Annotated in this window: 28 protein-coding genes and 2 riboswitches; of the genes, 17 read left to right on the top strand and 11 right to left on the bottom strand. The window is 72.5% G+C overall.

From position 1 onward, the window contains the following. Positions 1-162 precede the first annotated feature (162 nt). The 3 genes from G401_RS0141850 to G401_RS52005 all read right to left on the bottom strand — a co-directional run bounded on the left by G401_RS0141850 (position 163) and on the right by G401_RS52005 (position 2,175). A complete protein-coding gene (locus G401_RS0141850) occupies positions 163-567 on the bottom strand; it encodes a DUF3224 domain-containing protein (protein WP_027347198.1) in 405 nt (134 codons plus the stop codon). 9 nt (positions 568-576) lie between these two features. Next, the gene (locus tag G401_RS52010; RefSeq protein ID WP_051367997.1) at positions 577-1,308 is read right to left on the bottom strand and encodes a DUF72 domain-containing protein; all 732 of its coding nucleotides are present in this window, start codon (positions 1,306-1,308) and stop codon (positions 577-579) included. 93 nt (positions 1,309-1,401) lie between these two features. Next, the gene (locus tag G401_RS52005) at positions 1,402-2,175 is read right to left on the bottom strand and encodes an alpha/beta fold hydrolase (RefSeq protein WP_034594750.1); all 774 of its coding nucleotides are present in this window, start codon (positions 2,173-2,175) and stop codon (positions 1,402-1,404) included. Positions 2,176-2,299: 124 nt separating this feature from the next. Between G401_RS52005 and G401_RS0141835 the strand changes: the two genes are divergently transcribed. From G401_RS0141835 to G401_RS0141825, 3 genes are all read left to right on the top strand, one after another. After that, on the top strand, positions 2,300-2,668 hold the full coding sequence (locus tag G401_RS0141835; protein WP_157546834.1) for a hypothetical protein: 369 nt from the start codon (positions 2,300-2,302) through the stop codon (positions 2,666-2,668). 260 nt (positions 2,669-2,928) lie between these two features. Continuing rightward, a complete protein-coding gene (locus G401_RS52000) occupies positions 2,929-3,834 on the top strand; it encodes a helix-turn-helix domain-containing protein (protein WP_157546833.1) in 906 nt (301 codons plus the stop codon). A 228-nt stretch (positions 3,835-4,062) separates the two neighbouring features. Further along, positions 4,063-4,938 (top strand): dioxygenase family protein, encoded by an 876-nt coding sequence (locus G401_RS0141825; protein WP_027347196.1) that lies wholly within the window; start codon positions 4,063-4,065, stop codon positions 4,936-4,938. Between the two features lie 124 nt (positions 4,939-5,062). Here the strand turns inward: G401_RS0141825 and G401_RS0141820 are convergent, their stop codons facing one another. Next, the gene (locus tag G401_RS0141820) at positions 5,063-5,725 is read right to left on the bottom strand and encodes a GOLPH3/VPS74 family protein (protein WP_051367996.1); all 663 of its coding nucleotides are present in this window, start codon (positions 5,723-5,725) and stop codon (positions 5,063-5,065) included. 107 nt (positions 5,726-5,832) lie between these two features. Between G401_RS0141820 and G401_RS0141815 the strand changes: the two genes are divergently transcribed. Then, complete coding sequence (locus G401_RS0141815; protein ID WP_027347194.1) at positions 5,833-6,711, top strand: hypothetical protein; 879 nt, start codon at positions 5,833-5,835, stop codon at positions 6,709-6,711. Between the two features lie 13 nt (positions 6,712-6,724). Here the strand turns inward: G401_RS0141815 and G401_RS0141810 are convergent, their stop codons facing one another. Beyond that, on the bottom strand, positions 6,725-7,225 hold the full coding sequence (locus tag G401_RS0141810; protein ID WP_027347193.1) for a hemerythrin domain-containing protein: 501 nt from the start codon (positions 7,223-7,225) through the stop codon (positions 6,725-6,727). 170 nt (positions 7,226-7,395) lie between these two features. Here G401_RS0141810 and G401_RS0141805 point away from each other — a divergent pair, with 170 nt between their 5' ends. Next, the gene (locus tag G401_RS0141805; protein WP_027347192.1) at positions 7,396-8,109 is read left to right on the top strand and encodes a hypothetical protein; all 714 of its coding nucleotides are present in this window, start codon (positions 7,396-7,398) and stop codon (positions 8,107-8,109) included. Here the strand turns inward: G401_RS0141805 and G401_RS0141800 are convergent. Both G401_RS0141800 and G401_RS58480 read right to left on the bottom strand, forming a co-directional pair. Next, complete coding sequence (locus G401_RS0141800) at positions 8,088-8,768, bottom strand: response regulator transcription factor (protein WP_034594746.1); 681 nt, start codon at positions 8,766-8,768, stop codon at positions 8,088-8,090. The genes G401_RS0141805 and G401_RS0141800 overlap by 22 nt on opposite strands. Then, positions 8,765-9,970, bottom strand: coding sequence for a sensor histidine kinase (locus G401_RS58480; RefSeq protein WP_157546832.1), 1,206 nt, complete (start codon positions 9,968-9,970; stop codon positions 8,765-8,767). Before G401_RS58480 ends, G401_RS0141800 begins: the two co-directional genes overlap by 4 nt. A 108-nt stretch (positions 9,971-10,078) precedes the next feature. Here G401_RS58480 and G401_RS51990 point away from each other — a divergent pair, with 108 nt between their 5' ends. Continuing rightward, positions 10,079-10,450, top strand: coding sequence for a DUF6069 family protein (locus tag G401_RS51990; RefSeq protein ID WP_034594744.1), 372 nt, complete (start codon positions 10,079-10,081; stop codon positions 10,448-10,450). Positions 10,451-10,468: 18 nt separating this feature from the next. On the opposite strand, the gene G401_RS51985 is transcribed toward G401_RS51990, so the two are convergent. Further along, positions 10,469-11,812 (bottom strand): prenyltransferase/squalene oxidase repeat-containing protein, encoded by a 1,344-nt coding sequence (locus G401_RS51985; protein ID WP_051367995.1) that lies wholly within the window; start codon positions 11,810-11,812, stop codon positions 10,469-10,471. Between the two features lie 77 nt (positions 11,813-11,889). After that, a riboswitch (cobalamin riboswitch) is annotated at positions 11,890-12,012 on the bottom strand. Positions 12,013-12,114: 102 nt separating this feature from the next. Continuing rightward, a riboswitch (cobalamin riboswitch) is annotated at positions 12,115-12,231 on the top strand. Between the two features lie 97 nt (positions 12,232-12,328). Here G401_RS51985 and G401_RS0141780 point away from each other — a divergent pair. From G401_RS0141780 to G401_RS51980, 8 genes are all read left to right on the top strand, one after another. Further along, positions 12,329-13,462: a prenyltransferase/squalene oxidase repeat-containing protein gene (locus G401_RS0141780; RefSeq protein WP_211240984.1), complete on the top strand. Its 1,134-nt coding sequence runs from the start codon at positions 12,329-12,331 to the stop codon at positions 13,460-13,462. Positions 13,463-13,562: 100 nt separating this feature from the next. Continuing rightward, entirely contained in the window at positions 13,563-14,024 is a 462-nt protein-coding gene (locus G401_RS0141775) for a hypothetical protein (protein ID WP_027347189.1), read from the top strand. Positions 14,025-14,154: 130 nt separating this feature from the next. Further along, positions 14,155-14,976, top strand: coding sequence for a class I SAM-dependent methyltransferase (locus tag G401_RS0141770; RefSeq protein WP_211240983.1), 822 nt, complete (start codon positions 14,155-14,157; stop codon positions 14,974-14,976). Between the two features lie 32 nt (positions 14,977-15,008). Then, on the top strand, positions 15,009-16,163 hold the full coding sequence (locus G401_RS0141765) for a sensor histidine kinase (RefSeq protein WP_027347187.1): 1,155 nt from the start codon (positions 15,009-15,011) through the stop codon (positions 16,161-16,163). 16 nt (positions 16,164-16,179) lie between these two features. Continuing rightward, entirely contained in the window at positions 16,180-16,851 is a 672-nt protein-coding gene (locus G401_RS0141760) for a response regulator (RefSeq protein ID WP_027347186.1), read from the top strand. 37 nt (positions 16,852-16,888) lie between these two features. Next, a complete protein-coding gene (locus tag G401_RS0141755; RefSeq protein ID WP_027347185.1) occupies positions 16,889-18,916 on the top strand; it encodes a condensation domain-containing protein in 2,028 nt (675 codons plus the stop codon). A gap of 4 nt (positions 18,917-18,920) precedes the next feature. Further along, on the top strand, positions 18,921-19,304 hold the full coding sequence (locus G401_RS0141750) for a VOC family protein (protein WP_027347184.1): 384 nt from the start codon (positions 18,921-18,923) through the stop codon (positions 19,302-19,304). Positions 19,305-19,385: 81 nt separating this feature from the next. Beyond that, positions 19,386-19,826, top strand: coding sequence for a hypothetical protein (locus G401_RS51980; protein WP_157546830.1), 441 nt, complete (start codon positions 19,386-19,388; stop codon positions 19,824-19,826). A gap of 148 nt (positions 19,827-19,974) precedes the next feature. Here the strand turns inward: G401_RS51980 and G401_RS56560 are convergent, their stop codons facing one another. The 3 genes from G401_RS56560 to G401_RS0141730 form a co-directional block, all read right to left on the bottom strand. Continuing rightward, the gene (locus G401_RS56560) at positions 19,975-20,925 is read right to left on the bottom strand and encodes a hypothetical protein (protein ID WP_157546829.1); all 951 of its coding nucleotides are present in this window, start codon (positions 20,923-20,925) and stop codon (positions 19,975-19,977) included. Positions 20,926-21,073: 148 nt separating this feature from the next. Beyond that, positions 21,074-21,217 carry a GPGG-motif small membrane protein gene (locus G401_RS56995; protein WP_169734313.1) on the bottom strand — a complete coding sequence of 48 codons (144 nt, stop codon included), beginning with the start codon at positions 21,215-21,217 and terminating at the stop codon, positions 21,074-21,076. 327 nt (positions 21,218-21,544) lie between these two features. Further along, positions 21,545-22,894, bottom strand: a complete 1,350-nt coding sequence (locus G401_RS0141730) for a cytochrome P450 (protein ID WP_034594739.1) — start codon at positions 22,892-22,894, stop codon at positions 21,545-21,547. 203 nt (positions 22,895-23,097) lie between these two features. Between G401_RS0141730 and G401_RS0141725 the strand changes: the two genes are divergently transcribed. The 3 genes from G401_RS0141725 (at position 23,098) to G401_RS0141715 (ending at position 26,028) form a co-directional block, all read left to right on the top strand. Further along, complete coding sequence (locus tag G401_RS0141725) at positions 23,098-23,937, top strand: ornithine cyclodeaminase family protein (protein WP_027347182.1); 840 nt, start codon at positions 23,098-23,100, stop codon at positions 23,935-23,937. Positions 23,938-23,999: 62 nt separating this feature from the next. After that, positions 24,000-24,656, top strand: a complete 657-nt coding sequence (locus G401_RS0141720) for an SDR family NAD(P)-dependent oxidoreductase (protein ID WP_027347181.1) — start codon at positions 24,000-24,002, stop codon at positions 24,654-24,656. A gap of 106 nt (positions 24,657-24,762) precedes the next feature. Next, the gene (locus tag G401_RS0141715) at positions 24,763-26,028 is read left to right on the top strand and encodes an FIST signal transduction protein (protein ID WP_051367993.1); all 1,266 of its coding nucleotides are present in this window, start codon (positions 24,763-24,765) and stop codon (positions 26,026-26,028) included. Positions 26,029-26,031 lie beyond the last annotated feature (3 nt).

Raw genomic sequence — 26,031 nt, 5'->3', positions numbered from 1 at the left:
GCAAAGGTTGCCACATGTTAAGCAGAGTTTGCAGGCAGGTAAAGAGCCGATGATCAGCTGTGGCCACAATGGCACACACGCCATTGTCACGAGCTGCGGAAATGAATGGAAAGAAATTGCGAACCTTGCAGGCTGCTCCCTGCAAGCCGGCTCGCCCGCGGGTCAGAGCGAGTAGTCGAACCAGATGCGATGCGTACCGTCGGGGTCGACGGTCATCCCGCCGCCGCCCGTGATCCCGGACAGCTCCGCCGTGCCGCTGCCCGCCACGATCGCGAAGAACTCGTTCGACCGGTCGCTGCCGCTGGTCGACGCCGAGTGCACGAAGTTGAACGCGCCCGTGCGCCCCTGCACCGTCCCCTGGAACGACTCCATCGCCAGGTAGGTGCCGACCCCCGCGCTCTGGTCGAACGCCGCCGTGAACAGGGTCGCCGAGCGGCCGGTGATCTGGCCGGCGTACTGCTTCTCCATGGTGGAGACGCCCACCGGCAACGCAGTCTCGATGGGCGGCTCGGACGTGACCGAAGTGGGGATGAAACTGGTGACCTGGAAGGTGCCGTCTGCTCTCACGATCGCAGTTTATCGAGGCCGGCCCGGCCGACGCGTGATCATCATCTGGAACTCCCCGGCGTTGTGGATCGCGGCGGCACCCGGGTCGTTGTTGAAGAACACGAACACGTCGCCGTCGAACTCGCTCGCGCGCTCCAGGCACGCGCGCAACGCCGCCCGTCCATAGCGCGGCCGCGGTTCCGCCCGCCCTTCGTGCATGCGCAGATAACCCCATTCCGTTGTACGCCAACCGGGGCCGACCGGTCTGCCCAGCCGGTCCGCCCAGCACAGCGCCGCCTTCCGTCGTTCGAGGACGGCGCGGGTCGACGGCGTGAACCAGGAGGCGTGGCGCGGTTCGACCGCGACGCGTACGCCGGACGGAAAGCGCCGCAGCGTGTCGTCGAGGGCGTCGTCGTCGGCCCGGAGCGTCGGCGGCAGTTGCAGCAGGACGGGGCCGAGGTGCCCGCCGAGCGCCGCGCACCGGTCGAGGAAGCGCGCGACCGGCTCCGCCGGATCGCGCAGCCGCCGGACGTGGGTCAGGTAGCGGCTCATCTTCGGCGCGAACACGAACCCGTCGGGCGTACGCGCCGCCCAGTCGGCGAACGTCTTCTTCTCGGGCAGCCGGTAGAACGAGTTGTTGATCTCTACGGCGGCGAACCGCGCGGCGTAGAACTCCAGCCAGTCCCGCTGGGCGACCGCACGCGGATAAAAGGGCCCCCGCCAGTCCTTGTACTGCCAGCCCGACGTGCCGACCAGGATCATGCCGGTCCCTTACCCCGGATCTGCCCTACTTCACCGGGCGGCTCACTTCACTGGGCGGCTCACTTCACCGGGCGGCTCACTTCACCGAGCGGCTCACTTCACCGAGCGGCTGAGCCATTCCCGGACCAGGACTCCGAACGCGTCCGGCTGCTCGAACGGCAGGTAGTGGCCGGCCTTGTCGAGCACCGTGTAGGTGGCGTTCGCGTACGCGGCGAGGGCCCGGAACTGGTCGACGTACCCGGCGATGCCGTCCTGGCGGCCGGTGATCACGGCGGTCGGGCCCGCGTACCCGAACCGGGAGTCCTCGTCGGACAGTCGGTAACCGTTGGCCCGCAGGGAAGCCAGGTACTGCGGATCGCCCGGCGCGGCGGCGGCGAGCAGGCCGGCGATCCGGTTCGCGGTACGCGCGGTCCGGTTGCCGAGCGCCGAGTGCAGGTGCTTGCGCAGTTCCGGCGGTACGCCGTCCAGCCAGCCCGGCTCGGCCTCGGCCGGCGGCACCGGCAGTTCCCGGTCGCCGGGGCGGACCCGGGTGCCCGGGCAGACGAGCAGCAGCCCGCCGATCCGGTCGGGCCGGCGCCGGGTCAGGGCGGCCGCGAGGTAGCCGCCGTAGGAGAATCCCGCCAGCAGGTACGGATTCGGCCCCGCCACCCGGTCCGCGTACGCCTCGATGACTTTGAGGACACCGTCGGCGTCGGAGGGTCCGGCCGGCGTACGCCCGTGGCCGGGCGGGTCGACGTAGATCCGGCGTAGTCCCGACATGGCCAGCACCGGCTCCAACGCGGCCGCGCTCACCGCGGCGTCCAGGCTGTACCAGGGAAGACAGACGATCGTCGGTCCGTCACCGCGGACGTCAGCGCCCAGATCCATCCATAGATCGTCGCACGCCCCGCAAGTCCCGCGCCGCCCGTCCCATGCCGCCCTTTCCGCGCTGCCCGAGAAACACCCTTGCGGGCGATTTCCTCCGTGTTCCGGCGAACCTACCGTTATGTACATGTCCCTCTTCGCGCTGCACGACCTGCGCCGCGTACCGGACTCCGAGCTCGCCGACCGGCTGCGCCGGCTGCGGCAACGGCCGCCCGGCGACCCGGAGGCGGTGGATTACGCGTACCGCAGGGAAACCTGGGCGATGACGACCAACATCGTCGAAGCCGAGATCCGCCGCCGGCGCATCCGGGGGCGCCATCGGCACGGGCCGCGGGCGATCGCGACCCGCGCGATCGTCCTGGCGGTGGTCACCGCCATCGCCACCACCCTGTTCGGCGTCGCCGGGCTGGCGGCCACCGGCGTCAGCCTGGGGGCGATGTGGCTCGTCGGCCAGATCCGCCGCAATCAGCGCCTCACCCGGTACCTCAAAGCCTGAAGAGCTGTCCGCAGAGCTGTCCGCAGAGCTGTCCGCACAGGATGTCTGAACAGACAGTCGGCGCCGCGAAGCGTATTCCCGCTGGGAAGAGGGAGGAGAACGCTGCGGGAGAAAGGGTGCTCGCCGGCCCTTCTGTCGCCCGTGGGCCCTACGGGGTGTCTCGGCATCGCGGCGAGCGATGGAAGCATAGCGGAGCGGGCACGGGCGTTACGACCCACCCGGAAGTACCGGGCGGCGGGGAAAGTACCCAGGCTGGGTCCATGCCTCTGCCCATGCACCGACTGGCCGTCCCCGATCCGCAGACGCTGCCCTTCGCCGTCGGCACCTTCGAGTCGATGGGGCCCATGGCTCGCGCCGACTTCCCGCACCGGCACACCTTCTACGAGATCGACTTCGTGACCCGCTGCGCCGGGCGCCACGTCGTGGACCTCGACGAGTACGCCGTGAGCGCCCCGCAGCTGTGCGTGGTCGTCCCGGGGCAGGTGCACCACTGGCGAACGTCCCATGTGGACGGCTTTGTGATCCTGTTCCTGGCGGAGTTCCTCGCGACCTTCCCGGGCGACCGGGCGCTGCTGCACGAACTGGCCGAGCGGCGGCCGGTGCTGCGGTCGCCGGACGCGCGGCGGCTGGGCGCGCTGGTGGCCGAGCTGATACGCGAGTACGCGCGGCCGGCCCCGGGCAGTCTCGGCGTCCTGCAGGCCTATCTGCATGTGCTGCTGGTACAGGCTCTCCGCCTCGGAACCGGGCGACCCGAAGCTGGACGACCCGAAGTTGGGCGACCCGAAGCCGGACGGCCGGGGTCGGGACGGCCGGGATCGGCGACGACGCGGGCCTCGGTGGTGACCGCGCAGTTCACCCGGCTGCTGGCGGAGCCGACCGGCCACCGGCGGACGGCCGGCCAGTACGCCGCGCGGCTCGGGCTCTCGGCGGGCTACCTGTCCGAGGCGGTACGCCAGGCGGCCGGGCACACCCCCGCGCAGCTGATCCGGCGGGCGCGGACCGTCGAGGCGAAACGTCTCCTCGCCGGTACGCCGCTGACCGTGTCCCAGGTCGCGACGGAGCTCGGCTTCGCCGATCCGGCGTACTTCTCGCGGTTCTTCCGGCGCGAGACAGGCCTGAGCCCGGGCGCGTACCGCCGCCGGATGACCGCGGACGGCACGGACTGAAGCTCCCGCCGGGCGGCTGAGCAGACGGACTGAGCAGACGGACTGAGCAGACGGACTGAGCAGGCGGGCGTGCTGAGCAGACGGACGTGCTGAACAGCTGGGCGGACTGAGTCGACGGGCGGAAAGTACCCGGTTCCCCTGCTCTCGTCCATCGATGTCGAGTCATGTCTTCCCTAGCGTGGACGCATCAAGTCCTCACCACGACCGCTCATCACGCGAGGAGAACCGATGACACGCGAGGAGAAACCCGGCCCTGGGATCACTCGCAAGGGACTGCTGCAGGCGGCGTTGATCGCCGTGCCGGCCGCAACGGTGCTCGGCGGGCTGCCGGCGCTGGCGCGTACGCCCAACGGCCAGACGCTCGAACCGACCCCGCTCAACTGCGACCCCGACGACCTGACGCACGACCAGATCGAGGGGCCCTACTTCAAGCCGGGCTCGCCGCTGCGGACCAGCATGCTCGACGGCCCCGGGACCCGCCTGACCATCACCGGCTACGTGTACGGGATCAACTGCCAGCCCATCGCCGGTGCGCTGCTCGACTTCTGGCAGGCCGACAACGGCGGCAACTACGACAACGTGGGCAACAAGTTCCGCGGGCACCAGTTGTCGGACCCCTCGGGGGCGTACACGCTGACCACCATCGTGCCCGGCCTCTACCCCGGGCGTACGCGGCACATCCACGTGAAGGTGCAGGCGCCGAACCAGCCGATCCTCACCACGCAGCTGTACTTCCCGGGCGAGCCGCGCAACTCGACGGACACGATCTACGACCCGGCGCTGCTGATGAACGTGACGACGGTCGGCTCGGAGCGCCGGGCGACCTTCGACTTCGTCCTGAACGTGGCCGGTTCGCCGCCGTCGAGTCCCTCGCCCTCCCCGTCGTCGCCGCGCTCGCCGGCGCCGTCGCAGTCCCCCACGCCGTCGCAGTCCCCCACGCCGTCGCAGTCCCCCGCGCCGGGCGGCACCTGGGCGGCCTACACCAATTACGCGGTCGGCGCCCGGGTCACGTACGCGGGTCTCGCGTACGTCTGCCAGATCGGGCACATGTCGCTGCCGGGCTGGGAGCCGCCGAACACGCCCGCGCTCTGGGTCCGCGTCTGACCCTGCCCCCAACTCTGCTCCCAAGATCCCGTTTGGATCAGGGAAAACACCCGAATCTTGGCCCAAGATTACGGTGAATTCCCTGATCCAAACGGGATCGAGGGACGGCTGCGGCGGGGTGGGATCAGCCGGTGGTGGCGGCTGTGCTCGCCACCACGGCGGCGGCCAGGACGGCGGCCTGGACCTCCTCGATCGCCTTCTTCACGGCGACCGCCGCCCAGTCGCCCGCCGAGAGTTCCTTGAGCCGGGCGCGTACCTGGCCGCGGGGCAGGTCGGCGAAGACCCGGCCGTCGATGCCGGCCGCCGCCACGAGGGCGCAGAGCGCCACGACCCGCCGGTCCGGTGCGGCTGCCCCGGAGATGAGGCGCACGCACTGCGTACGCGCTTCCGCCCGGGGGCCGGGTTCGGCGCCGAACGGCCACGTGTACCGGTCGTAGGTGAAGATCCACAGCGTGGTCGCCCGCTCGTACGCGAGAACGCCGGACCGGGCGAGGTCGGCGAGGACCCGCTTGCGCAGGCCGCGGCCGAGCTTGCGGACCCACGCCTTCGGCGACTGCCGCCGGCCGGAGTTGATCATGATCAGCGCTCCGTCGACCAGCGGGTCGCCGGTCGGAGTGGCGTCGACGACCGCGACCTGCCGCCCGTCGACGACGATCCGGCCCGCGAGGGCGAGTTCGACCAGGATCGCCCCGGCCGCGCCGAAATCGAGGTTCTGCGACTTGCCGTGCGCGCCGCCGCCGGCGTCATGGCCGAGGAGCACCAGCTGGGACGGGAGGGAAAGCGCCATGTCTTCACCGTAATGGGCGGTTGCCACGGTGACCCCGCCCACGAGTTCGCTCACGGTGTGTGACGACACCCGACGAATGAGTGACGGCGCTAGTACCGTGGGGCCACATGACCGACGTCATGACCGACATCGACATGACCGGCATCAACATGACCGGCATCAACATGACCGGCATCAACATGACCGGCATCAGCATGACCGGCATCGACGCCCTCGCCGACATCGACGTGGCCGCGCTCGACCGGCGGCTCACCGCGATGGAACGGTCCCACCCCGATCAAGGCGCCCTCGACGTCCTCGGCTTCGACGTGGAGCTGCGCAAGGCGTACCGGCGGGCGCTCGTGGCCCGCGACGAGACCGCCAGCTACCTCGTCGACCGGCACGGCTGGTCCTACTCCGACGCCGCCCAGGCCACCTGCGGCCACCGCGAGCACGCCGGGCGCATGCACGTCGTGGTCGACTGGGCGCGTACGCCCGAGCACCTCGACCGGCCCGACGCGATGCTGCCCCGCTACCAGCACGTCGCCGGGCGGCTGCGCAAGCTGCTGACGCGTACGCACAACCTGGCCGTGCACGCGCTGCCGTCCGCCCGGATCGAGCCCTACCTGCCCGAGGACCCGGTCGAGCGGCTGGCCCACTGCTCGCAGTGGCACCGTTTCGTCGGCACGTACGCCGACTCCGTCCTCGCCTCGCGCAACCTCTACGGCGCGATCCTCGTCCGCCACCACGACTGGGGTGTGCACCGGGTCGCGGAGCTGGCCGGGACCGACGCCGACCAGATCGAGGTCGCCGCGGCGGCCGCCCAGCACAATCCGCCGTCCGATGCGGACAGCGGGATGCTGCGGGAGCTGGCCGCCGTCGGCGACGCGCTCGACTTCAACGCCCGACGCCTGCAGCTCGCGGGCGAGCAGGCCGTACGCGACTGCGAAGCGGCCGGCGTACCGCGCGCGGTGATCGAGGCGTACGGCGTCCAGCTGGCCGGCTAGCTGTTGTCCCCGGCTAGCTGTTGTCCTCGACGAACTTCTCCGGGTCCTTGTCCGTGACCCGCAGGCCCCGCCCGCCCGGGTGCTCGGCGTAGAAGGCGAGCCACTGCACGGCCAGTTCGGCGCGCAGCTCGTCGCTGGCATGCCCGCGGAAGTCGGGCAGGGCCTCGTCCTCCTCCTCGGCCAGGTGCTCGCTGTTCTCGCGGCGGGCGACCCAGACGGCCCGCCACCACGCGTCGGAGCCCGTGTCGTGGCGGCGCGATTCGGCGATCGCGTCGCGGATCTTGTTGTGGTCCCGCAGCGCGTCCTCGGTCTCGTCGTCGGCGTCCGGGCCGCCGCGACGGATCAGGTGCGGGTAGAGGATGGCCTCCTCGGCCTCCGCGTGGATCTCCAGGTGGCGGGCCAGCGGCTCCCAGACGGCGGCCTGCCCGCGGGGGTCGTCGGCGTCGTCGAGGCGGGCGAAGCCGCGCCGGAACGCGGCATGGTCGTCGAGGATGAGGGCCGTGATGTCGTCCATGAGGTCAGCCCATCTCCCGTGGCGGTCCGCGTCAAACATCCCCGCCGGACAGTAATATCCCTTTCATCCTGAACTATCTGGTCTCGCGGACGGGCCGGCTCCTGGAACGCATCGGCGAACTGGAGCTGATCGACCGCGTCTACACGATCGCGGCGGCCACCTTCGTCTCGGTGCTGCCGGTGCTCCTGCTGGTCACCAACCTGTTCACCGGCACGACGCGGGTGGAGTCGCCGATCGCGGACCAGATCGTCAAGCGGCTGGACCTCAACGGGCCCGCCGCCGACGCCGTACGCACCCTGCTGCCGCGCAGCCGGGCCGGCTTCTACGTGTTCGGGCTGGCCGTGACCCTCTACGGCGTCCTGTCCCTGGCCCGCCGGGTCGGCCGGATCTACACCGCGATCTGGCGGGTCGCCCCGCTGAAGCTACGCGACCAGTGGCGCGGCCTCGTCTGGCTGCTCCTCGAAGGCTCGGCCCTGCTGTCCGTGGCCGAACTGCGCGACCTCGCGAAGCACTCCGCCCGCGGCGGCGTACGCGTGACGCTGTTCGTGGTCGCCGTGCTGATCTGGTTCGGGGTGGAACTGCTCGCCCAGCGGCTCTTCTCGCGGGGTGTCGTGGCGTGGTGGCGGCTCGGCATCGCGGCCGGGCTCGTCGCGATCGGCCGGCTGGGCGTCGCCATCTGGGCGGCGGTCTACCTGTCCGTCTCGCTGTCGCGCCAGGCCGAGCTCTACGGGCCGGTCGGCGTCGTGTTCTCCCTGTTCACCAGCTTGTTCGCGACGGTGGCGGTCACTCTCGGGGCGACCCTGCTCGCGGCCGTGCTGACCGAGCCGGCTTCTCTGACTCAGTCCCCAGTTCAGCCGCCGGGTCAGTCGCCGCCGGCGTCGTGAACCAGCAGGGCGATCTGCGTACGGTTGGTCATCTCCAGCTTCTCCAGCACCCGGGTCATGTGCGCCTTCACCGTCGCCACGCTCATCGCCAGCTCCTCGGCGATCTCCGCGTTGGTCGACCCGCGCGCCACCGCCGCCGCCACGTCGCGCTCGCGCGGGCTCAGCCGCGCCAGCGCCGCCCGCGCCCGGTCCGCGACGCCGGCCTCCAGCACCACCCGGTCCATCAGGCGCCGCACGATCCGCGGGGACAGGATCGGTTCACCCCCGGCCACCGTACGCACGGCGTGCACGATCCGCTCCGGCGGCGTGTCCTTGAGCAGGAAGCCCGCCGCCCCCGCCCGCAGCGCCCGGACCACGTTCTCGTCGGCGTCGAACGTGGTGAGCACGACGACCTCGGGCGCCCGCGGCCGGGCCCGCACCCGCCGGGTGGCCGTGATGCCGTCCACCCGGGCCATCCGCAGGTCCATCAGGATGACGTCCACGCCGTACGCGTCGAGCGCCGCGGGCACCTCGTCGCCGTCGGCCGCGACGGCGGCCACCACGATGCCGGGGGCGCCGTCGAGCATCATGTTCAGGGCCGCGCGTACCAGGGGATCGTCGTCGACGATGAGCACCCGGACGGGACTCGCGGATTCGGCGGGCAGGCCGGGGACACTCATACCGGCCACGGTAGCCGGGCGTGCAGGCGGAACGTCCCAGCGGACCGGGAGTGCTCCAGCGTGCCGCCCGCGAGGCGTACGCGTTCGGCCAGGCCGATCAGCCCGGTGCCGCCGCCGGGCTGATCGGATCCGCTGGCCGGCAAGAGCGATGCGTTGTCCGGCAAGGGATTGGTGACCTCGACGGCGAGCTCGCCACCCGCGGCGCCGGTGACCGTGACGGTGACGGGCCGGCCCGGCGCGTGCTTGCGGGCGTTGGTGAGCGCCTCCTGCACCACCCGGTACGCCGTCCGCCCGGCCAGTTCCGGCGGCGTGCCGTCGACCTCCTCGCGCAGCACCACGGCGACCCCGACCGCCCGCGACTCCTCGACGAGCGCCGGGATGTCGGCCAGCACGGGTTGCGGCGTGAGCACCTCGGCCTCGTCCGCGCGCAGCACCCCGATGACCGCCCGCAACTCCTCCAGTGCCTGGCGTACGCCTTCGCGGACGACACCGGCGGCGGCCGACAGCTGCTGCGGGGACGAGTCCGGCCGGTATTCGAGCGCGCCCGCGTACGTGGCCACCAGGGAGAGGCGGTGGGCCAGGACGTCGTGCATCTCCCGGGCGATCCGCGTACGCTCGGCCAGCCGCGCCTCGCCGACCCGCCGGGACTGCTCCTGCTCCGCCCGCCGGGCCCGCTCCCGCAACGACCTCAGCAGCGAGTCCCGGGCACGCAGCCACGCGCCCCAGCCGACCAGGGCCGCGTATGCCGCCGCGATCAGGGCCAGCCAGAATCCGTAGGACGCCCCGGCCACCGGCCGCCACCAGCCCTGGACCGCGTGCGCGGCGACACCGGCGACCGCCACCAGGGCGGCCTGCGGGAAACGGCGCAGGCGGCCGGCGTACAGGGCCGAGGCGCTGGCCAGCGGGGTCGCCGCCGGAGACAGCGCGGCCAGCACGTTCGCGGCCAGACCCCCGCCGATCGGGCTGTACAGCGCCACCGGCGTCAGGGCCAGGCAGGCGACCGCGACCACCCAGTCGAGCACGGAGTGGTGGCCGATCAGGGTGAGGGCGCTGAGCGTACCGACGCCGGCGAGGGCGATCGCGATGCCGACGCGGTCTCGTCCCGTACCTGGGTCACAGCCGGCGCCCGTCGTGATGCTCCCGCCAGTGTCCGTGCTGGTTTCCGTGCTGGTTTCCGTGCTGGTGTCCCCGCTGATGGTCATGGCACGGACGCTAGATCGCCGGGCGCCGCAGCGGCCACCGACCAAAGTCGTAGCCGCCCCCTGCCGCCGCCCGATGTGCCGCGGGCCGGCCGGCGGGACGCTGTCGGCATGAAACGCTTCTTGATCATTGCCGGTACCGCCGCCTGCGCCCTCGTCCTCTGGCTCGTCGAGCATGCCGTGCTCGGCACGGATCCCGCCATACGCTCCGGCTCGTCGACCCAGTCCGTCGGCGGTGTGGCCGTGGTGGCCGTGGCCCTGATCGTCGGCTTCGCGGCCTGGGGACTGCTCGCCCTCCTCGAACGGGTCACGACCGCCGGCCGTCGCGTGTGGACGGTGATCGCCGCCGTGGTGCTCGTCCTCTCGCTGCTGGGACCGCTGGGCGGGGTGACCGGCGGGGCGAAGCTGGCCCTCGCACTCCTGCACCTGTGCGTCGGCGGCCTGCTGCTGGCGTTCCTTCCGCGGACGGCCGCCCAGCCCTGATCCCGGTCCTGATCCCCGTCACGGCCGGGGGTCGCGGCGGCGCACCAGGAGCAGGAGCAGCAGCCCGGCAACGATGAGTGCGGCCGCCGCGACCAGGACCCCCGTCAGCGGGAAACCGGTCGTCGGCAGATGGCCCGATCCTGACGGCGACGATCCCGACGGCGACACCGAAGCCCGAGCCGAACCCGAGGCCCGGGCCGAACCCGAAGCCGATGCCGAACCGGAAGCAGAAGCCGAACCAGAAGCAGAAGCCGAAACAGAAGCAGAGGCCGACACGGACGCGACCGGGGACGGGGATACGGACGGTGAAGGGGACGGCGACGCCGGGACGGTGTGGACGTCGCGGACGAGGGTGCCCAGGGATACGCCCGTCGCGCCCGCCACCACCTGCGTCGACGCTCGGACGTCCGAGGCGCTCTCGCCGGTGTCCGCGACCGGGAACCCGCCGTCCGCGTTCTGCCGTGCGGCCAGGAAGGCCAGTCCCGAGCTCACCCGCTGCGCGTACGCCGGGGAAAGGGAAAGAGCCTGGACCGCGAGGCCGGTGGAGTTGGTGGAGTGCCCGGCCGCCCCGGGGAACCAGCCGCCGTCGCCTTGGCGGCCGGCGATCCAGGCGAGCGCGGCGTCGACGGCGGCCGCGTGACCGCCGGCGGCGGCGAGGGCCATCGCGGCGAGGGCGGTGCTGTCGACGTCCTCGTCGCCTGGATCGCCGGCCGCGGCGGCCGGGATGAGGCTGGGGAACGCGCCGTCCGCGCGCTGCAACCCCAGCAGGTACGCGACGGCGGCCGAACTGTCGGCGCCCGCGCGGGCCTGGGCGAGGATGCCGAGCGACTGGGAGAAGACCGAGGTGGCCCACAGGTAGTTGCCGGGGGCGTCGCAGCCGGCCGCGGCGTCGGCGGTCGTGCACGTGACGTCGTGCAGCGCGGCGATCAGGTCGTTGCCGCCGAACGCGCGCGGATCGTTGCCGGTGACCTCGGCCAGCAGCGCGACCTTGCCGATCGAGCCGCCGGCGGCGTAGGGGGTGCCGAGGCCGAGCCAGTCGCCGACGCTGAAGCCGCCGTCGGCGACCACTCCCCCGGCGGCGATGAACTCGGTGACCGCCCGCAGGCGGGCGTCGTCGCCGCCGGTCGCGGCCAGCGCGAAGGCGCCGTCGATGGTGAGGCCGAAGTCCGGGAAGCCGGGGAACGACTCGTAGTAGCGGCCGCCCTGCAGATTGCCCGGATCGACCAGGTACGCGACGGCCTTCGGAAGGTCCGGAGTGGAGGGTGCGGCGGCGGTGACCGGCACGGCCAGCATGAGGCAGGCAGCTGCGGCCGTGATCGGGGCGGTGATCAGGGCGGTGATCGCGGAACGGGAAGACGGCACGGCGGACTCCGGGGGTAGCGGCGCAAGCGCGGACGCAGAACCCTGGGTCGGGCCTGTCTCCGCGCCCTGACCTCGACGACGCTGGTACGCGTCCAGCCAGGTAATCCGACTCGTCCCCCGAATGGGCGGACCTACGGCTGCGGGCCAGTGCCGGATTTCGACCGGCTTCCCCTGATGCTGCTGGACGCCTGCATCGCACCACACCGGCTCGGGCCGCGTCAACGCGAGCGGGTGTCACGTGACGAACACCGCCAGACACCCACTGTGACATTGACAGCGCCCACCGCGTACGCGCACAGTGGCGGTGTTCGACGTCCGCAGGTGGGGGAAGTCCGGTATCCACAGTCCGGCGCTGGCCCGCAACGGTAGGTCAAGGCAACTTGACGAGCCCGATCACCCGCCCGTGGACGACTCTCATGTCCCCCGTCGTGGCCCACGGGAGCCGAGTCTTCGCGTACCGCCGTCTTCTGTGGACGGCGCGGTGCTCGCGTACCCGGGGCCGGAAAGGCATCAGCCATGGCTCGCGGCATCGGTCGCACCGCCTTCTCCGCCGTCCTCGCGGCGGCCCTGCTGATCCCGGTCGCGGCACCGGCATCAGCGTCCCTGCCCGCACTCACCTCCGGAAGCCTGCTCACCGCAGGAAGCCCGGTCACCGCAGGAAGCCAGCTCACCGCCGGAAGCCAGCTCACCGCCGGCGGCACGCTCGTCCGCGGTGACGCCGCCGCCGGGTGGCTGGCCCGGCAGCTCGTCGACGGCGAACGGTTCGAGGTGGTCTTCGACGGGGTCGCGTACCCCGATCAGGGCCTGACCCTCGACGCCGTGTTCGCCTTCGCCGCCACCAAGACCTCCGCCGCCTACGCCGCGTCCGCGATCGACTGGATCCAGGATCCGGCCGTCCTGTCCGGATACATCGGCTCCACAGACAACGGCTCCGGCACCGAGGCGTACGTGGGCGCGACCGCCAAGCTCGCGCTGGCCGCCGAGGTCACCGGCCACGATCCCGCCTCCTTCGCCGGCGTCGACCTCACGGGCCGGCTGTCGGGTCTGCTCACGCCGTCCGGCCGGTTCTCCGACCGGTCCGCGTGGGGCGACTTCACGAACGCGTTCAGCCAGTCGTTCGCGATCCTGGCCCTGCGGCGTACGCCCGGCGGCGTACCCGGGGCGGCCGTCGCGTACCTGGCCGGCAGCCGCTGCGCGGACGGCGGCTATCCGCTGCTGTTCGAGCAGTCCACCTGCGACAGCCAGGCCGACGCGACCGCCATGGCCGTCCAGGCGCTCCTGGCGGCGGGCGACCGCGCCGCGGCCCGGCCGGGACTGGCCTGGCTCGTCGCGCATCAGGACACCACCGGCGGGTACGCCGACGGCGGCGTACTGAACGCCAACAGCACCGGCCTTGCCGCGCAAGCGTTGCAGGACGGTGGACGGGTCCTGGCCGCCGCCCGGGCCCGGGTGTTCCTGCGCGGCCTCCAGCAGGGGTGCACGGCCCCGGCGGCCGATCGCGGGGCGCTCACGTTCACGCCGGGCGCCTTCGACCCGTCGACCGCCACCCGGGCGACCGCCCAGGGAGTGCTCGGGCTCGCCGGCGTCGCGTACGCCGACCTGTCCACGACGGGATCGGGCGCCTCGGCGCCGGTCCTCGCCTGCCCGTGAGCAGCCTGCCCGTGAGCCGCCTGCCTATGAGCCGTCCGCCCCTGAGCCGTCTGCCCCTGAGCCGTCTGTCCAGAGCTGTCCGTCCAGAAAGGATGTTCCGATGAGGCGTCTGCTCGCGGCGTTCTTCGCCGCCCTGGCCGTCACCACCGTCCTCGTCGCGGTCGAGGCCGCGCCCGCACAGGCCGCCGCGTGCTCGGGCACGACCGGTGTGACCGTCGTCGTCGACTTCGCCGCCCTCGGCGGCGGCGTCGTCACCGGCTGCGCCGTCGGCGATCCCGCGACCGGCCTGGCCGCCCTCACCGGGGCGGGCTTCACCGTCGCCGGTACGCAGCGCTGGGGACTCGCGTTCGTCTGCCGCATCAACGGCAAGCCGACCGCCGCCCAGGACCCGTGCGTCAACACACCGCCCGCGACCGCGTACTGGTCGTACTGGCACGCGAGTACGCACGGGGCGGCCTGGGCGTACAGCAGCTCGGGAGCCGGCAGCTACAACCCGGCGCCGGGTTCGGTCGAGGGATGGGCGTACGGCGCCGGCACCGCCCCGTCCATCACCGCCCCCTGACACTGACAGGAGGGATCCCGCTTGGATCAGGGAAATCACCCGAATCTTGGGCCAAGATTCGGGGCGGAAACCTGATCCGAGCGGGAACCTGATCCGAGCGGGAACGTCGCGGACGGGCGATCATTGGGGGGTGATCGATGTCGACCTGACCGGCGCCCCCGCCACGATGCTCGCGACCCTCTACGGCCGGGCGCTGGACGCGCGTTCCCCGCACCCGATCCTGCACGACACCATGGCCGCCGCGGCCGTCGAACAGATCGGCTACGACTTCGCGGCCACCGGGATCACCGCCGAACTGGCGGCGAACGTGGTGGTCCGCGCCCGGTTCTTCGACGACTGGGTACGCGATTTCCTGCGCGAGCATCCCGCCGCGACCGTCGTGCATCTCGGCGCCGGCACCGACACCCGGTTCTGGCGGGTCGATCCGGGCCCCGGGACGCTGTGGTTCGACGTCGACCTGCCCGAGGTCGTGGCCCTGCGCGAGCAGCTGTTCCCGGCCCGCGAGGGCTACCGCACGATCGCGGCCTCGGTCACCGGCGACGGCTGGCTGGACGCGATCCCCACCGGCCGCCCGACGCTGATCGTCGCCGAGGGGCTGACGATGTACCTCGAACCCGAGGCCGGCCGCGACCTGTTCCGGCGGCTGACGGCGTACTTCGGGGCGGGGACGGTCGCCTTCGACGTCTTCAACCGCCTCGGCATCCGCTTCCAGAAGCAGAACCCCGCCGTACGCGCCGCCCACGCCACCCTGCACTGGGCGGTCGACGATCCGCGGGAGCTGGCGCGGGCGATCCCCGGCTGGCGGCTGACCGACTCCGTCCGTGCCCTGTACGCGCCCTACACCGAACACCTCGCGCTCCGGCAGCGGATCGTCGCCCAGCTGGTACGCATCTATCCGCCGATCCGCGACGTCGCGCGCTACCTCCGCTACGAGTTCACGACTCCGGCGTGACAATCCCGGGGACGGGCGGCTACCTTCGGCGCATGCGTGTGCGGCCCGTCCTCGAGACCGGGCTGGTCGTGTGGATGGCCGGGGCCGCCCTGTACATGGCGAACAAGTGGGCGGATCCACAGCAGCTCTGGCGTGACACCGACCTGCTCGCCGACGTGCTGCTGGTCGCGGTCCACGTACCCCTGCTGCTGCGGCGGCGGTTCCCGGTCGGCGCCCTGGCGGCCACCTCGGCGGCGGTCACCGTCTATCTCGCGTTCGGCTACTACCACTCCGTCACGACCTTCGCGATCGCGCTCGCGGTCTACTCGCTGGCCGCGTACCGGCCGCGGCGGATCTCGCTGAGCGGGGCCGCGGCCGGCGCCGCCATCCAGATCTGGGGCTCGCGCCTGGCCGAGCCGGGGTTCCGCGTCTCGGGCGCCGCCATCGCCACGATGCTCATCCTCATCGCCTGGGCGTTCGGCGACGGCATGCGGCAGCTGGCCGAGCGCGGCGAGCGCCTCGCCCAGCTCAGCCGCCAGCTGCGCGACCAGCAGGAAGAGCGCGCCCAGGTCGCCGTCGCCCGCGAGCAGCGCCGGATCGCCCGCGAGGTGCACGACGTGGTCGCCCACCACATGTCCGTCATCTCCGTCCAGGCCGGCCTCGGCGAGTACGTCCTGGACTCCGACCCCGGCACGGCCCGCGCCGCGCTGCGGGTCATCTCCGACACCGCGCACGAGGCCCTCGCCGAGATGCGGCGGCTGCTGAGCGTACTGCGGCTGCAGGCACAGGACGCCGGCACGGACGACGCGCCCTACGACGCCACCCCCGGGCTCGCGCGCATCGAGGATCTTCTTGAGCGGGTACGCGGAGCGGGCGCCCGCGTCGACCTCGTCAGCACCGGCCCGGCGGTGGTGCTCGCGCCGGGCGTGGACCTCTGCGTCTACCGGGTGATCCAGGAGTCGCTGACCAACGTGCTGCGGCACGCCGAGCCGCCGGTGGCGACGGTGTCCCTGGGGTGGACCGAGGCGCAGCTGACCGTGCGCGTGACCGACGAGGGCGCCGCGGTCGCCCCGTCCGACAGCCCCGGCTACGGGCTGGTCGGCCTGCGCGAACGGGCCCGCATCTACGGCGGTACGCTCACCGCCGGCCCGCGCCCCGAAGGCGGTTTCACCGTCGCGTTGACCGTCCCGACCCGGGAGCCGCTATGACCGTTCGAGTGCTGCCATGACCATTCAAGTGTTGGTCGTCGACGACCAGCCGCTGATCCGGGTCGGCCTGGCGGCGCTGCTGCGGGCCGCGCCCGGGGTGGCCGTGTGCGCCGAGGCGGCCAGCGGCGAGGAGGCGGTCGCCGCCGCCACCGCGGTACGCCCCGACGTCGTCCTCATGGACATCCGGCTGCCCGGCATCAGCGGGATCACCGCGACCGAGCGGATCCTGGCCGCGTACCCGGAGGATCCGCCGCGGGTCATCGTGCTGACCACGTTCGACCTCGACGAGTACGTGCTGGCCGCGCTGCGTGCCGGGGCGTGCGGGTTCCTGCTCAAGGACGCACGGCCGGAGCGGCTGCTGGAGGCGATCACCACGGCGGCCCGGGGCGACATGCTGTTCGGGCCGACCGTGCTGCGCCGCCTCGTCGAGTCGTACGCCGGCCGCCCCGGGACCGACGCGGTCTCGTCGAAGGAGATGAACTCGCTGACCGCCCGGGAGGTCGAAGTGGTCCGGCTGGTCGCGAAGGGACTGTCCAACAGCGACATCGCCGGCCTTCTCGACGTCTCCGAGGCGACCGTCAAGACGCACCTCAACCGGGTGATGACCAAGCTGGCCCTGTCCAGCCGGGCGCAGGTCGTCGTGGCCGCGTACGAGGCGGGACTGGTGACACCCGCCCGGCCGGGGTGATAACTTCCGTCGAGTGACAGTGATGGATGGATGCCCGGTGGATGGATTCATTTCGGATGGGTTCGGTTCGGGGGAGTTCACCACGGGGGAAGTCGTCCGTTCGGGCGGCCTGACCTGGGGCCAGCGCTGGCCCTGGCTCGATCACTACCGACCCCGGCCGGCCCGGGAGTTCGCCGATTTCCGCACGGTCGCCGAGGTGCCGCCGGGCCTGGACCGCGCCGCCGTGCTGGCCGTCCTCGGCACCCTCGTCACCCGGCACGAGGCGCTGCGCTCGTCGATCCACATCGGACCGGACGACGAGCCCGTCCAGGTGGTGCACCCGCCCGCCGCTGTACGCCCCGCGGTCCTCGACGAAGCCGTCCTCAGCGGCACGGGCGGCACGGGCGGCACGGGCGGCACGGGCGGCACGGGCGGCACGGAATCCGCGGAGGCCCTGTTCTTCCGGGACCACCGGCACGTCGCCGACCTGACCCGGCCGCCGGCGCATCTCGCCGTGGTGGAGCGCGACGGCCGGCCGCGGCGCGTCCTGCTCAGCGTCGACCATCTGGCCGCCGACGCGTGGGCCGGCGAGATCCTCGGCACCGAACTGCGGGAACTGCTCGACGCCGCGGCCGCGCACCGGACCGCCGACGTCGCCGAGCACCCGCTGCAACCGATCGACGCCGCCGTCCGGGAACGCGAACCCGCGGCCGCCCGGGCCAACGCGGCCGCGCTCGCGTACGCCGAGCGGCAGCTGAGATCGTTGCCGGCCACGCTGTTCCCGATCGGGACCCCGGCGCCGGGGCGGGCCGCCGTCCAGGTCGACCTGCGCTCCCCCGCCGTCGCGCTCGCCCTCGCGCGGCTGTCGCGGAAGCTGCGCGTACCGGCGCCGGTCGTCAGCCGCCTGGCGTTCGCGTCGTGCCTGGCTCTCGCGACCGGGTTCGCCGAGGTCGGCCTGGAGGTGCAGAGCGCCAACCGGTTCGACCCCGAGCAGACCGGCCTCGTCAGCTCGCAGGTCCAGCCGATCCTCGCCGCCGTCGCCGTCGACCCGGCCGAGTCGCTGTCCGCGCTCGTGGACCGCGCCGCGGGCGAGGCCGTCCGCGCGCTGCGGCACAGCCAGGGCGACCACCTGGCCCGGCTGGCCCTCGGCGTCCGCATCCAGCACGAGCGCGGCGTACGCTTCCACGCGCTGCCGGAGTTCACCTACTTCCGCGCGCCCGGGGTCACGCCACCGCCGGCCGATCCGCAGGAGATCCGGGCGGCCCTGCGGCGCAGCGTGATCGACACCTTCCCGGCCGCCGAGGGGCACGACCGGTTCCGGTTCCAGAGCGGCACCTTCGACGCCGACGGCACCTACGTCACGGTTCTCGCCAACGAGCGGCTCCTGGACGCCGGCCGGGCCCGGGCCTTCGTGCTCGCGTACGAGCGGGCGCTCGTGAGCGCCTGCACGGCTCCCGGTACGCCGCTCGCCGCCATCGCCGCCGACGTGGGCCTGCACGCCCCGGTACGCCCGGACGGCTGGATCGTGGCCGAGCACTCGTGGGTCGATCCGGCGGCCGTGCGGCGGCTGCTGCTCGACTGCCCCGAAGTGGCGGCCGGCGCGGTCTTCGTGGTGGACGGCCGGCTGCACGGCTACGTCGTGCCGAGCGGCCCCGGTGTCACACCGTCCACTGTGCACACATCGCTGCTCGGCCGGCTCGGCGGCCACCCGTCGGCCGTCACGCCTGCCTGGTACACGTTGTGCGTACGCGCCCCGGCGGACGCGGCGTCGGCGGCAGGGTGGGCCGGGGAAGGCGTACTCGCGGAAGGTGACGGCCGGGCGACGATCAGCCGGCCGCCGCGCACCCGGGCCGAGGAGCGACTGGCCGGGGCGCTGGCCCGGCACGGACTCGCGGACGCCGCGCTGGACGCGTGCTACCTCGCGGCCGGCGGCGAACCGGTACGCCTGCCCGCCCTGCTGACCGACCTGCGGACCGACCCAGCCCACCCCGGCCTTGCCCACCCCGACCTCGACGTACGCGACTTCCTCGGACTGGCCCGGCTGAGCGACCTGGCCGCGCGGCCGGCGGACGGTCGGGCAGACTGAGGGCGTGGCGCACATCAGTCTCACCAAGCTCGTCGTCCGCGACTACGACGAGGCCATCGCTTTCTACGTGGACGCGCTCGGCTTCGAGCTGCGCGAGGACACCGCCCTGCCGGGCGGGCGGCGCTGGGTCGTCGTCGGACCGGCGGGCGGCCAGGCCGGGCTGCTGCTGTCGCAGGCGGGCACGGACGAGCAGGCCGCGCGGGTCGGCGACCAGACCGGCGGGACGGTCGGGCTGTTCCTGAGCACCGACGACTTCGCCCGCGACCACGCCCGGATGACCGCGGCCGGGGTCGATTTCCTGGAGGAGCCGCGCCACGAGGCGTACGCGACGGTCGCCGTGTTCCGGGACCTCTACGGCAACCTGTGGGACCTCCTCCAACCGCGCTGAGCCCCACTCCCAATAAATCTTGCTGCTGACAAAAGACCAGCTCAAGGGGTACGCTCGCCGTTCAGCAACGGAGGTACCCCCATGCCGCGATGGTTGCGCCGGTCCGCCCGACCCACCGACGATCAGACCGCCCTCGCCATGCGTACGCTCGCCGAGGCGTTCGCGGGTGACGAGTTCACCTGGGCGTCGACCGAGGCCACCCGCCTCGACTCCGTCTGCGAGACGTTCCTCGCGGCCGGCCCGACCGAGGAGGAGTTCGAGGCCCTCGTCGCGGGGATCGGCGCGTACCTCGGCGAACTCCTGGTACGCCACGCGGGCGGCCGCTGGATCTACGACCCCGAGCAGAAGATGGCGGCGGTCGACCTGCCGACCGGTTTCCGCGGCTTCCCCCACCACAAGGTGGCCAAGCGGCTCGAACTCGGCGCCGAGCACGACCTCTTCGAGTTCTACTGGTACGCGATCACCAACGACGTCCCGCCCGGCAGCATCGTGACCCAGTGGGGATCCTCCCGCGACCTCTAACACCCCCTCTTTTCGACGCCCCCCTTTTCGACGATCTTGCGCGAATGTCCGGGCTTATCGGGCATATCGGACGAAATGCGGGGCATTCGCGCAAGATCGTTGGGAGTCGGCGGGCGGTGCGGACAGTCGGTGCGGGCAGTCGGTGCGGTCAGCCGCCCAGGGTCAGGTGGACCGGGTGCTGCTGGATGGTGTCGGCGCTGAAGCGTACGGTCCCGCGATCGGAGACCGTGACACCGTAGAACTTCGACCCCTTGGCGACCTTCGGCACGCTGAAATCGAAGACGCACAGCTGGTTGTCCGCCTTGCCCGCGCCGAGCTGGCCGGTTCCCAGCGCCTTGCCGGCGTCGTCGGTCACCGTGACCTTCGTACCCTGGTTGATGTCGCTGTAGCCGCCCATGCCGAAGCACGCGTCGCCGGTGATCCCCTCGCCCCCGGCGTCCAGGGTGAGGTCACCCGTCACGGTGAAACTCTTGTCGCGCGCGGCCTCGTGGGCGGCGAAGAAGGCGATCGCGCTGCCGCCGATGCAGCAGAGGGCGAGGACGGCGGCGAGCCCGATGAGCAACGGGACGAGCCAGGGCTTGCGCTTGCCGGCGCTCGGCGGGCCGACGGGCTGACCCGGCGGCGCATAGGTCGGCGCGTTGTACGGCTGCCCACCCGGGTACGGCTGCTCCCCAGGACTCGGCTGCCCGCTCTGGTACGGCTGCTCCCCAGGACTCGGCTGCCCGCTCTGGTACGGCTGCTCGCTCTGGTACGGCTGCTCCCCGGCGACCGGCGGAACAGCGGCCGGCGGAACAGCAGTAGGCGGAACAGCGGCCGGCGGAACAGCAGTGGGCGGCGGAACGGCGGCGGGCGGCTCTGCCTGCGCGGCCGCCGGGGGAATCGGCGTGGTCGCGGGCGCGGTGGACGCATCGGGAGCCGACGGCGGCCACCCGGCATCCGGCGGCGGCACGGTCCCGGTTCCGGGTTCGGCGCGCTCGTCGGGCGGCGGCGGCCCCTCGCCCGTCTCCTCCGGGTGACCCGGTCGCCTCTCGTCCGGGTCCCCGGGCTGGCCGGTGCCCTCGGGTGGTGGCGCTGGTGGCGGTGCGGCTGAGCCGTCCATGGGCTCAGCATAGGGTGACGGACGTCCGGATCAGGCGGATTGCTCCGATTCGTCCGTCACCCGCGCGCCACCGACCGGCATGGATCCCGGCGCCGATGCCGACCAGGGTCGGGACCAGCGCCGATACCAGCCGCTGCGCCTGCGAGGGTCAATGGAAGATGCTCACACCGCCGGGACCCACCAGCAGGCCGACGATGATCAGCACGATGCCCCAGATCACCTGGCGGCGGAAGATGGCGACGATCCCGGCGATGACCAGGATGACCGCGATGAGCCACAGTATGAAATCCATGCGGTGACTCTTCCCCGGCGCTCCGGGCCTGAAACGCGGGCGCCGCGACCATGATCAGCGCGCTGATCGAACGCGGATTCCGGGCTCTCCACCGGGGCCCCCGCGCACCGGCCTTGATCATGTCAGCCGTCATCATGTCAGCCGTATATGTCGAAATCCGGCTCCCGCGACATATACCTGTTTCACGATCAAGGTCCGGCGATCCACTTCGACATTTCTGCGCGACATGATCAAGGTCGGCGCGGCGATCGGGTTGCCTCGGAGAACCGCCGGCCGTACGCGTGCCGCACGGTCGTCGCGACCCGCACGTCCACGCGAAGAGCCGGATCAGGCGTACACCGGCAGGGACCGGACTCGCGGGTGGACGGTCATCGGCAGCGCCGACGGGGTCAGCGTCGCGCTCGCCGTCATCCGGACCGCCACTCCCGGCACCGGCCGCAACCGGTACCGCCGGGCGATCGTCGCCAGCACCACCAGCGCCTCGGTCCAGGCGAACCCCTCGCCGACGCACTGCCGGTTCCCGGCGCCGAACGGGATGAACGACACCCGCGGCACCGCCGGGCCGAGCCAGCGGTCCGGGTCGAAGACGTCCGGGTCGGCGTACACGGTGGGGTCACGGTGCACGGCGTAGGGCGAGAAGAGCACCGACGCACCCGCCGGGAGGCGTACCTCGCCGAGGTCCACCTCGCCCAGGGTCCGCCGGGTGATCAGCCACGCCGGCGGGTACAGGCGCAGGGTTTCCGTGATCAACCGCCGGGCGTACGCGAGGCGGCCGATCGTCTCGACCGTGATCTCCTCATCCTCGCCGAGGGCGGCATCGACCTCGTCGTGCAGGCGGCTCTCGAGATCCGGGCGGCCGCCGAGGACGTGCAGCACCCAGGCGAGCAGGTTGGCCGTCGTCTCGGTGCCGGCGAGGAGCATCGTGATCACCTCGTCGCGTACCTGCTCGTCGGACAGGCCCGCGCCGGTCTCCTCGTCGCGGGCGAGCAGCAGCATCGACACCATGTCGCCCTGGTCGGCACCATGACGGCGGTACTCGGCGATGATGCGGTCCACGACCGAGCGCAGGCGCGCGTTGGCCGCGGCGAAGGCCCGGTTCTCGGCGGTCGGCAGCTTCTCCAGGAACGCGAAGGGCGACAGCGCCCGCTTGGTGATGCCGGACAGGACGGTCGGCATCGAACGGACGACCTCCGCCACGACCTCGTCGCCGAGATCCGTGCTGAACATCGTCTTCGCCACGATCCGCAGGGTGATCCGGGCCAGCTCCGCGTTGAGGTCTATGTCGGCGTTCTCCCAGGCAGCGGTCGCCTCCTCGGCGACGGTACGCATCGTCCGCGCGTACGCCTCGATCCGGGTGTGGTGAAACGCGGGCTGCACCAGGCGGCGGTGCCGCAGGTGCTCCTCGCCGCCGGCGGTGACCAGGCCGTTGCCGATGATCGGGCGCAGCTTGTCGAACTGGACGCCCTTCTCGTAGCGGCGCGCGTCGGCGGTGAGGATCTGCCGGATGAGGGCCGGTGAGCTCACGACGTACGCGTCGCCCGGCCCGATCCGGATGCGCACCACGGGCGCCTGGTCGCGGGCGGCGCACAGGAAGGTGAAGGGATCGCGCAGCAGGTGCAGCGCGTGGCCGAGCAGGGGCAGCGGGCGGGCGGTGGCGCGGGGCGCGTTCGTCGTCATGCGTCCACGGTCCCGCCCGGACCCATCGGCACGCCTGAGTAACCGATGCTCAATGTGCAACCGACGACCGCCCCGCCCGATGCTCGCCGTGCACTGATGAACGCAGTGCACTGATGAGCGCAGTGCACTGATGAGCGCTGTGCACTGATGAGCGCAGTGCACTGATGAGCGCTGTGCACCGGCGCCCGGTGGAGAATGGGCGCATGGACCTGCCGTGGCTGGACCCGTCCACCCTGAGCCCGCTCGATGCCGTGGCGGCCCTGCGGGCCGCGCTGGCCGGCGGGCTCGATCCCGAAGCCGGGCCGGCCCGCTCGGCCGCCCCGGCGCCCGGCGGTGAACTGCTGCTGATGCCCGCCGCCCACGGCGCGTACGCGGGTGTGAAGGTGGTGTCGGTCGCGCCCGGGAACGCCACGCTCGGACTTCCCCGGATCCAGGGTGTCTACCTGCTCTTCGACGGCGCGACCCTCACCCCGCTGGCGCTCGTCGACGGCGCCGCGCTGACCAGCGTGCGTACGCCGGCCGTCTCGATGCTCGCCGTGGCCGCCCTGACCCCGCATCGTCCACTACGGACGGTGGTGTTCGGCCGGGGCCCGCAGGCGCGGGCGCACATCGAGGCGCTGCACCACATCCGGCCCGGGTCGACGGCCGCCCTGGTGAGTTCGGCGGACCCGCGGCCGGATCTGTCCGATGCCGACCTCGTCATCTGCGCGACGACCGCGGGGCGGCCGGTCTTCGACGGCTCGGCGCCGCCCGACGGGTGCTGCGTGGTGGCCGTCGGCTCGCACGAACCCGGCGTACGCGAGGTCGACGAGGTGTTCGTCCGCCGCGCGACGGTGTACGCCGAGGCCCGCTCGGTCGCCGCCACCTGCGGGGAGCTGCGCGACCTGCCACCGGGCGAGATCGTCGCGCTGGCCGGGCTGCCCGGGCTGGCCGGCGGGACCGCGGCGGAGGCCGACCTCGGCCGGCCGCGGCTGTTCAAGAGCGTCGGCATGGCCTGGGAGGACCTGGTCGTCGCCGCCGCCCTGCACCAGCGGCTCGCCTGAGAGCTGCGACAAGTCAGCGCGCAAAGCCCTCGACGGGGCGGCCGTTATTGAAGAATGGGCCCATGACTGATCTCGTCGTCGTCACCGGCGCCAGCGGCGCCCTGGGCCGTGCCACCGTCGCCGAGCTGCTCGGCCGCGGCTGCCGCGTCCTCGCGCTCGACCGTTCCGGCGAGACCCTGCCGGGCGCCGAGGCCGTGCGGGTCGACCTGACCGACCGCGCCGCCGTGCAGGCCGCCTGGGAGCAGGTGGACGCCGCCGGCACGCCCACCGCCCTGGTAAACATCGCGGGCGGCTACCAGCCCGGCGATCTGAGCGAACTGACCGAGAACACGCTCGACGCCGCGATCGACATCAACCTGGCCACCACGCTGTGGTCCTGCCAGGCCGCGCTCCCCCGGTTCACCGGCGGCGGCGCCATCGTCAACGTCGGCTCCCGGTCCGCGGTCACCGGCGCCGACCCCGTCGCGTACTCGGTGTCGAAGGCCGCGGTGGTCCGGCTGACCGGTCTGCTCGCCGAGCAGTACAAGGCTTCCGGCGTACGCGTGAACGCGGTTCTTCCGTCCCTCATGGACACTCCGGCCAACCGGGCGGTCATGCCGGAGGGCGTGCTGGCCAAGGCCGTGCCGGTCGAGGCGATGGCGAAGGTGATCGCGTTCCTGTGCTCGGCCGACGCGTGGCCCGTCTCGGGCGCGATCATCCCAGCCTACGGGTACGCGTGAGGCGGTTCCGGCCCACGTGAGAACGGCGTGAGTACTATGAATTCTCCTGATGCTGGCGGCGGGACGTAGCCGAACCTCGCACCCGTCGCAGGGAGGTGCGAAGCACGTGAACGGGGACAGCGGGAACATCACGCCCGGGAACGTCAGGCCCGAGAACGTCAAGCCAGAGAACGTCGGGCCGACCGTGGCCGTCGGGCGGACACGAGCGCATCCGGACCGCTGGATGGGCGTCGGCCGGTCGGCGGAGACCGACGGCGCGGCCGCCGGACGGGCGGCGGCGGGCGCGGCCGCGATCGGGCCGGATCCCCAGCTGGTCCTGGTCTTCGTGGCCATCACCTACGAACCCGCCGAGGTGCTCGCCGGGCTGCGGGAGGTGCTGCCGGGCGTACCGGTGGTGGGCTGCACGACACACGGCGAACTCGGACCGGGCGGGCCCACCGACGGCACGGTCACCGTGGCCGTCATCGGCGGAACCGGCTTCGCCGTCGCGGTACGCGTCGCCGAGAACGTGTCCGGCCGCCAGCGGGAGGCCGGCGAGGACCTGGCCCGGGCCGTGGACGCCGTCGAGCGCCGGGCGCACCGCGTCCTGATGCTGCTGACCGACGGGGCGATCCGCGACCAGGAGTCGATCCTGCGCGGCGTCTACAGCGTGCTCGGCGCCGAGGTGCCGCTGTTCGGCGGGGCGTGCGCGGACGGCTGGCGGATGACCGGCGGCTACCTGATGTCCGACGACCGTGTGCTCTCCGACGCCGTCATCGCCGTCGCGATCACCTCCGAGGCCCCGCTGTCCATCGGCGTACGCCACGGCTGGAGCCGGGTCGGCCAACCCATGATCGTCACGTCCGCCGGGGACGGCCGGGTCTACACCCTCGACGACCGCCCGGCCCTCGACGTCTACCTCGAACGGATCGAGGCGCCGCCGCGGGCCTGGACCGATCCGGAGGTGTTCACCGCGTACACGCTGTCGAGGCCGCTGGGCATCCAGCGCCGCAGCGGCATCGAGGCGCGCAACCTCAGCACGGAGGTCGACCTCGTCGGCCGCTCGATCGGCGGCGGGGGCGCCATCGACCACGGCGGTCTCACGTGGGTGCTGACCGGCGACGAGCGGTCCATTCTGGACGCCACCGACGCCGCCTGCAAGGACGCCATCGACGGCCTCGACGGTGCGCCGCCGGTCGGGCTGCTCACGTTCAGCTGTGCCGCGCTGCGCGCGGTCCTCGGCGAGGACGGGATCGTCAAGGAGGGCGCGCACGTCGAGAAGTGGGCCGACGGCGTACCGTTCTGCGGGTTCTACACCTACGGCGAGATCGCCCGGACCCGCGGCATCGACGGCTTCCACAACCAGACCCTCGCCGTGCTGGCGCTGGGCTGATCT

The organism is Hamadaea tsunoensis DSM 44101 (genome assembly GCF_000428945.1).
Lineage (GTDB): Bacteria > Actinomycetota > Actinomycetes > Mycobacteriales > Micromonosporaceae > Hamadaea > Hamadaea tsunoensis.
Note: the sequence above shows the minus strand (reverse complement) of the source record. Positions and strands in the feature narration are given on the sequence as shown.

Bases quoted from the DNA above. Each gene is read 5' to 3' on its own strand.
- G401_RS0141725 (WP_027347182.1), top strand. From the start codon at position 23,098: ATGGACCTGCCGTGGCTGGACCCGTCCACCCTGAGCCCGCTCGATGCC.
- G401_RS0141810 (WP_027347193.1), bottom strand. From the start codon at position 7,225: ATGGACGACATCACGGCCCTCATCCTCGACGACCATGCCGCGTTCCGG.
- G401_RS0141800 (WP_034594746.1), bottom strand. From the start codon at position 8,768: ATGAGTGTCCCCGGCCTGCCCGCCGAATCCGCGAGTCCCGTCCGGGTG.
- G401_RS58480 (WP_157546832.1), bottom strand. From the start codon at position 9,970: ATGACCATCAGCGGGGACACCAGCACGGAAACCAGCACGGAAACCAGC.
- G401_RS56995 (WP_169734313.1), bottom strand. From the start codon at position 21,217: ATGGATTTCATACTGTGGCTCATCGCGGTCATCCTGGTCATCGCCGGG.
- G401_RS0141775 (WP_027347189.1), top strand. From the start codon at position 13,563: ATGAGGCGTCTGCTCGCGGCGTTCTTCGCCGCCCTGGCCGTCACCACC.
- G401_RS51990 (WP_034594744.1), top strand. From the start codon at position 10,079: ATGAAACGCTTCTTGATCATTGCCGGTACCGCCGCCTGCGCCCTCGTC.
- G401_RS0141760 (WP_027347186.1), top strand. From the start codon at position 16,180: ATGACCATTCAAGTGTTGGTCGTCGACGACCAGCCGCTGATCCGGGTC.
- G401_RS0141825 (WP_027347196.1), top strand. From the start codon at position 4,063: ATGACACGCGAGGAGAAACCCGGCCCTGGGATCACTCGCAAGGGACTG.
- G401_RS0141765 (WP_027347187.1), top strand. From the start codon at position 15,009: ATGCGTGTGCGGCCCGTCCTCGAGACCGGGCTGGTCGTGTGGATGGCC.
- G401_RS52000 (WP_157546833.1), top strand. From the start codon at position 2,929: ATGCCTCTGCCCATGCACCGACTGGCCGTCCCCGATCCGCAGACGCTG.
- G401_RS0141720 (WP_027347181.1), top strand. From the start codon at position 24,000: ATGACTGATCTCGTCGTCGTCACCGGCGCCAGCGGCGCCCTGGGCCGT.
- G401_RS0141780 (WP_211240984.1), top strand. From the start codon at position 12,329: ATGGCTCGCGGCATCGGTCGCACCGCCTTCTCCGCCGTCCTCGCGGCG.
- G401_RS52010 (WP_051367997.1), bottom strand. From the start codon at position 1,308: ATGATCCTGGTCGGCACGTCGGGCTGGCAGTACAAGGACTGGCGGGGG.
- G401_RS0141835 (WP_157546834.1), top strand. From the start codon at position 2,300: ATGTCCCTCTTCGCGCTGCACGACCTGCGCCGCGTACCGGACTCCGAG.
- G401_RS52005 (WP_034594750.1), bottom strand. From the start codon at position 2,175: ATGGATCTGGGCGCTGACGTCCGCGGTGACGGACCGACGATCGTCTGT.
- G401_RS51980 (WP_157546830.1), top strand. From the start codon at position 19,386: ATGCCGCGATGGTTGCGCCGGTCCGCCCGACCCACCGACGATCAGACC.
- G401_RS56560 (WP_157546829.1), bottom strand. From the start codon at position 20,925: ATGGACGGCTCAGCCGCACCGCCACCAGCGCCACCACCCGAGGGCACC.
- G401_RS0141820 (WP_051367996.1), bottom strand. From the start codon at position 5,725: ATGGCGCTTTCCCTCCCGTCCCAGCTGGTGCTCCTCGGCCATGACGCC.
- G401_RS0141730 (WP_034594739.1), bottom strand. From the start codon at position 22,894: ATGACGACGAACGCGCCCCGCGCCACCGCCCGCCCGCTGCCCCTGCTC.
- G401_RS0141815 (WP_027347194.1), top strand. From the start codon at position 5,833: ATGACCGACGTCATGACCGACATCGACATGACCGGCATCAACATGACC.